Source organism: Paludibacterium purpuratum, from assembly GCF_004363805.1.
Lineage (GTDB): Bacteria > Pseudomonadota > Gammaproteobacteria > Burkholderiales > Chromobacteriaceae > Paludibacterium > Paludibacterium purpuratum.
This window is the reverse complement of sequence record NZ_SNZP01000026.1, coordinates 1-4,736: the sequence shown is the minus strand read 5'-3', so window position 1 is coordinate 4,736 and position 4,736 is coordinate 1. Positions and strand designations below refer to the sequence as shown.

The 4,736-nt window shown below is 49.6% G+C and carries 6 protein-coding genes; 1 reads left to right on the top strand and 5 read right to left on the bottom strand.

Annotation, left to right across the window (positions count from 1 at the left end):
* Positions 1-91: 91 nt before the first annotated feature.
* The 5 genes from DFP86_RS19145 to DFP86_RS19125 all read right to left on the bottom strand — a co-directional run bounded on the left by DFP86_RS19145 (position 92) and on the right by DFP86_RS19125 (position 3,432).
* Positions 92-736: a hypothetical protein gene (locus DFP86_RS19145; protein WP_133684314.1), complete on the bottom strand. Its 645-nt coding sequence runs from the start codon at positions 734-736 to the stop codon at positions 92-94.
* 73 nt (positions 737-809) lie between these two features.
* Positions 810-1,313: a DUF2628 domain-containing protein gene (locus tag DFP86_RS19140; protein ID WP_133684312.1), complete on the bottom strand. Its 504-nt coding sequence runs from the start codon at positions 1,311-1,313 to the stop codon at positions 810-812.
* A 65-nt stretch (positions 1,314-1,378) separates the two neighbouring features.
* A complete protein-coding gene (locus tag DFP86_RS19135) occupies positions 1,379-1,810 on the bottom strand; it encodes a hypothetical protein (RefSeq protein WP_133684310.1) in 432 nt (143 codons plus the stop codon).
* A gap of 52 nt (positions 1,811-1,862) precedes the next feature.
* Positions 1,863-3,020: a hypothetical protein gene (locus DFP86_RS19130; RefSeq protein ID WP_133684308.1), complete on the bottom strand. Its 1,158-nt coding sequence runs from the start codon at positions 3,018-3,020 to the stop codon at positions 1,863-1,865.
* A gap of 67 nt (positions 3,021-3,087) precedes the next feature.
* On the bottom strand, positions 3,088-3,432 hold the full coding sequence (locus DFP86_RS19125; RefSeq protein ID WP_133684306.1) for a DUF805 domain-containing protein: 345 nt from the start codon (positions 3,430-3,432) through the stop codon (positions 3,088-3,090).
* 384 nt (positions 3,433-3,816) lie between these two features.
* Here DFP86_RS19125 and DFP86_RS19120 point away from each other — a divergent pair, with 384 nt between their 5' ends.
* Positions 3,817-4,632 carry a slipin family protein gene (locus DFP86_RS19120; RefSeq protein WP_133684304.1) on the top strand — a complete coding sequence of 272 codons (816 nt, stop codon included), beginning with the start codon at positions 3,817-3,819 and terminating at the stop codon, positions 4,630-4,632.
* Positions 4,633-4,736 lie beyond the last annotated feature (104 nt).

The window sequence follows — 4,736 nt, the reverse complement described above, 5'->3', positions numbered from 1 at the left end:
AGACCTGACCCCGGAGCCCTACGCGGAGCCCTACGTGCTTTGACCCCGGAGCCCTACGTGCTTTGCCTAATCATTTCTGATTGAGGAAAACCTACTTGGTATTGCCTGATATTATCCCTTGGCACATTTGATTATAAATAGTAGTTTTATTATTTGATGTATTAATAGCAGCACAAATCTTTATATTGTCTTCGGTAGGAGGGAGGCTTGGAGCTGCGCACGCCACATAATGCTGCGGCATCCTCGTTTCAGATAGCGAACTGTCGAGAGGAAGTTCGGAGATACACATTTCCGTCAAGCGCTTATCATGTGGAAGGTTATAGTTAAAGATGGGAGCATAAAATTTTCCAGGCTTGGCTGTGAATTTCAAATCATAATAGCCGACAAAATTTTTCACTTTCATTTGAGCTAGATTTGGGAGAAGTATCGATGCAAAAACATCATCGTAATCTACGAAACTGATTCTTACGGTAACATCGCCTGGCAAAAAAGAAATGTAGGGACCAAATGGGGAGTTTGGAAAATATTCCCCCAATGGCTTGCCATTCAAAGCCTGCGTGCTAATTGATGGCCCCGAAAAATCACCTCTGTTAAACGGGGAATACACTGCCACCTGATTGGCGGGAAGCTCAACCCCTGGGTATGTTTTGCTTACATGGATACTTCCACAGGCCGAGAGTGTAAGCGATGTGGCGATAGAAAAAATTGATGCCGAAATTTTTTTGCAATGTCTCATTGATTTTTTGATTACCACAAAAAATTAGTTGAAGTAGTAAGCAGTGCCAAACCTTTATCTACCCACCAATAAATCATGTAAAGTAATAGCAAAAAATATTTACCATGCTACCGGCAAGAATGCCAAGCATGCTCACCCCACCACGCTTCTTTATATAATTCAAGTAAAATTCGTCGTTCTTTTTCTCACTTAAAGCATTGATCGCAGAACATGCCGACTCATAGTAAATTACGTTGGCAAACATTCCTGCAATGACCATTTGAAACAATAGGGCAATTCCGTTTACTAGCCAAATATGGCTTTGCATATCTTGTAGCGTCGCCCACCCATTGTTAGCGAGAACTGCAAACATAGCGCCATATAAAGCCCCAAAAATGACATGCAAAATCAAACCTAATGCAACAAGCAGCATTCCCCAAACATACATCTTTCTATAGAAGAAAAATCCATGTCCAAAAATTGCCGCCCAGATATTAAACCCAGCAAACCTGGATTTCTTCTCAATGATGGATTGCCACTTCTCCAAATACTTACCAGCCCCAACATAGGCTTCAAACTCTTCTCTCGTGATAGTCATATTTATTTTATCCGTTATGGTTAAGCAAACTGACCTGATGACGCTGCAATGCACCTACAATATGGCTAGCCCTTACCTTGCGTCACGGGCACGACATGTAGTCGTTTCGCAAGGAACCCACCCAACATCCCCGCTGGAATAACCACCAGCCATGACATGATGACGAACCATACAGGGATATGGTTTGGCAGTGGGTTAAGTATATTTAGCAACCCAATAAAGAGACATGGCAATGCAGATAGCATACCAGCTAAAACATGGCGATCATTATTAAATTTTGCCGCTGTATATCCCCCAAATATATCCAGCATCACGCCGACCACCAACGCAAAAGAAATATATTGGTTTGAATAGAACGTCCAATAAATATCTTTTAGACTAACGTTGTGGCTAGCGAGAAATGCGGCGTAACAAACCGAAATGATCGTAAATAGGAAATATGAGCTACCAAGATTGACGGCAGCCCCCAGCAAAGCACTTTTGATAATTCTTTTCATGACAAGTAGAAATGGCGATATTGGTGATCGTTGTACCTTCAAGCCTGGCCTGCTATTTGCTCAGGGGAAATTTGTGCAACTTGCCAAACCGAGCTTCCACTGGCCGGAATAGAGCACGCTCCTGTTGCACAAATGCAATCAGATAAGCCTCATCCTTGGCTGCGAAGTACCATTTATCCTTCATGATTCCGCGCATGATCAGGGAAGGCCAACGCGGGTCATCTTCCTTGGCAATCTCTTGCAGCTCATCGAGATCCGCAAACTTCCACATGACGTCTTGCAGTGTGTCTTTCATCTTGCTTGTGGCGATGGATGGGTGCAGTCCTTCCCACCGGAGCTTGAACAGGGCTTGCTCGTACGCCTGCCAAAATTCTGCGGGGCGCACATCTTGGACCTCCTCGTAGCGCGCTTTAAGCTGCAAGGTCGCCTGATGAATTTCCTGATGAACGGTATCCTCGCTTTTTTCGCCACCTGGCATGGAAAATGGCGTGTAGGTCGCCAAAATGCTGCTGATGACTTGTTGTTTTGCTTTTAGGTAGGCTGGATCAGTCATCTTCTTCCAGTCATCCGGACGAATTTCTTTCAGTATGGCGTCGTCGGGCGCCCCCTGAATGGAGCACAGCAATGCGGTGTCTGGTGAATGTACTGCCGGCGCCAGCAACAGAGCGCGCTCCACCGTGCCTTCAGCCGGCACATTACCGCTGCCATCGCCCTCGATCGGCAGCCAGCGCCGCGTCGAAGCGCTCAACACCATTCGTTCTGCCCGCGCCCATTCACCCGCCTTGTCCTGGCGCAAAGCAGTACGAATCTCAGCCGGCAAGGCCCGCAGCACTTCGCTGGGCGTACCCTTGATGTGGAAGCCCCAGTACCAGTAACGCCCGTCTGCACCCAGATTGCTATAGCTGTCCTCGTAACCAGTCAGGGTCAGGCCACCGATCTGTACCGGCTGCGAAAACGCCATCTGGTTTTTGTCATCGCTATGGCGTTCCGGCACCTTGAAATTGGCAAATCCCGGTGCCGTTTCGAGCTGGCCGAGTTGCACCAGGTTTGGCGTTTTGGCCAACTGGGCAAAAAAGCGGGCATCGCACTGCGCAAAGGTACGCAGTAAATCGGCCGTCAGCGCCGCATCGGCCTGGACAGTGCCGACCAGTAGCGACAAGCCAACCAGCCCGAGTAGAGGACGGACGAAGCGGTACAGTCGTTTATGCATGGGTCTTTTCACAAAAATAAGAGGGAATGACTGGATTGATCACGAGAGTTTGTTTGCGAGTCAGGCGCTATTCGGACACAGAGAATGAATACGGCTTTACACCATAATCGTTTGCACCATCGGAGCCCGCCAGGAAACCAAGGCAAATCAGCGTCACAATACTGCCCACCACAGGAATGCAGTTAATAAAACACATACAACCAGTACGATTCAGATCGTGCCAGCGTCGAACCTGAATCTTGATGGAGAAGAGGGTATACGGGACGAGCCACAGAAGAATAAAAGCGCTTGCGGACAGACTATTCAGAGCCCTGATCACAGCCAGGAGAATGACAAAGTTAAGAGAGCTGTACAGCCAGAAGCTACGACGATTCATCCGTCCACTTACATCGAACAAACGCATGATAGGCATCACAAAGTCCTCTTCGCCCACCGCCTCACTGACGAGCTCAGTGGTACCAATGTTAAATACATAGTTTTTAACATATTGTAACACTATTTGGATTTATAGATTGAAAAGGAAGACCGGATTTGTAACTGTTGATGCAGCATTGGCCGACGATTTGTCACCAGCTGCCTGAACAAGGCTGGATGGATAATCTGAAGTTGAGCGAGTAGTAACAGGGCGATGAGGCCGGTCGTAACAGCCGCTAGCGCAAAATGCCACGGGCTCAAGTCAATATTTATCACCAAGGTATAATGACAACGAAATGGGGCTGCGCTAGGCTGGCCCCAGCTTTGAATAACCGGTCACCGACCGCTTCACCCCTTGTTCATCCTACACCGCGAGGTTCCTATGTCGTTTCTGATTAGTCTGGGCATATTGGCATTGTTCATTGTCATCATCATCAGCAAGACCTTCATGATCGTCGGGCAATATGAAGAAGGCGTGGTGTTAACCTTCGGCAAATTCACCCATATCCTGAAGCCAGGCATCAATTTCCTGATTCCCATGGTGCAGGTGGTTCGACGTGTCGATATGCGCTTGGCGACCATGGAGGTGCCGACCCAGGATGTCATCACCAGTGACAATGTGTCGGTCAAGGTGGATGCGGTGGCCTATCTCAAAGTGGTCAACTCGCAGAAGGCCACGCTGGAAGTGCAAAACTACTACGACGCCATGGCGCAACTGGCGCAAATCACCCTGCGCGCCACCATCGGCCAGCATACCCTGGACGATCTGCTGACCAAGCAGGCTGCCCTGAACGACACCCTGAGCACGGCCATTGATGATCGCGCCCAGGCGTGCGGGGTGCATGTGAGCCATGTGGAAATCCGTAGCGTCGACCTGAACGAGTCGATGGTGCGCGCCATGGCGCAGGAAGCCGAAGCCGAGCGCGGACGGCGGGCGCGGGTGATTACCGCACAAGGGGAATTTGAAGCCGCACAGAAACTGAGCGAGGCGGCGGATATCCTGGCAAGAAACCCGGCGGCGCTGACCTTGCGCACCCTGTCGACCCTGAAGGAAATCGGTGCAGAGCAAAACTCGGTGATCATTTTCCCGGTGTCGCAAGACAATCTGATGGGCGGCCCCATGCTGTCTGCCGCGCTATCTCGCGCCGTCGGCGACGCCATGAGCAAGCAGCAGGGCGAGGGGAAAGACGGTAAATAAACCCAGGGCCCCCTATCCTCACGGGCGGCACAGGGGGCCAGGCCTTTCTTGTTGCACTTAAAAAAGCAATGCCTGAGTGAAACTGCAACAAGAAAGACCTGACC

What these genes read in the sequence shown, in the direction of transcription:
- DFP86_RS19145 (WP_133684314.1), bottom strand. Translation starts at nt 736, where the DNA reads ATGAGACATTGCAAAAAAATTTCGGCATCAATTTTTTCTATCGCCACA.
- DFP86_RS19140 (WP_133684312.1), bottom strand. Translation starts at nt 1,313, where the DNA reads ATGACTATCACGAGAGAAGAGTTTGAAGCCTATGTTGGGGCTGGTAAG.
- DFP86_RS19135 (WP_133684310.1), bottom strand. Translation starts at nt 1,810, where the DNA reads ATGAAAAGAATTATCAAAAGTGCTTTGCTGGGGGCTGCCGTCAATCTT.
- DFP86_RS19130 (WP_133684308.1), bottom strand. Translation starts at nt 3,020, where the DNA reads ATGCATAAACGACTGTACCGCTTCGTCCGTCCTCTACTCGGGCTGGTT.
- DFP86_RS19125 (WP_133684306.1), bottom strand. Translation starts at nt 3,432, where the DNA reads ATGCCTATCATGCGTTTGTTCGATGTAAGTGGACGGATGAATCGTCGT.
- DFP86_RS19120 (WP_133684304.1), top strand. Translation starts at nt 3,817, where the DNA reads ATGTCGTTTCTGATTAGTCTGGGCATATTGGCATTGTTCATTGTCATC.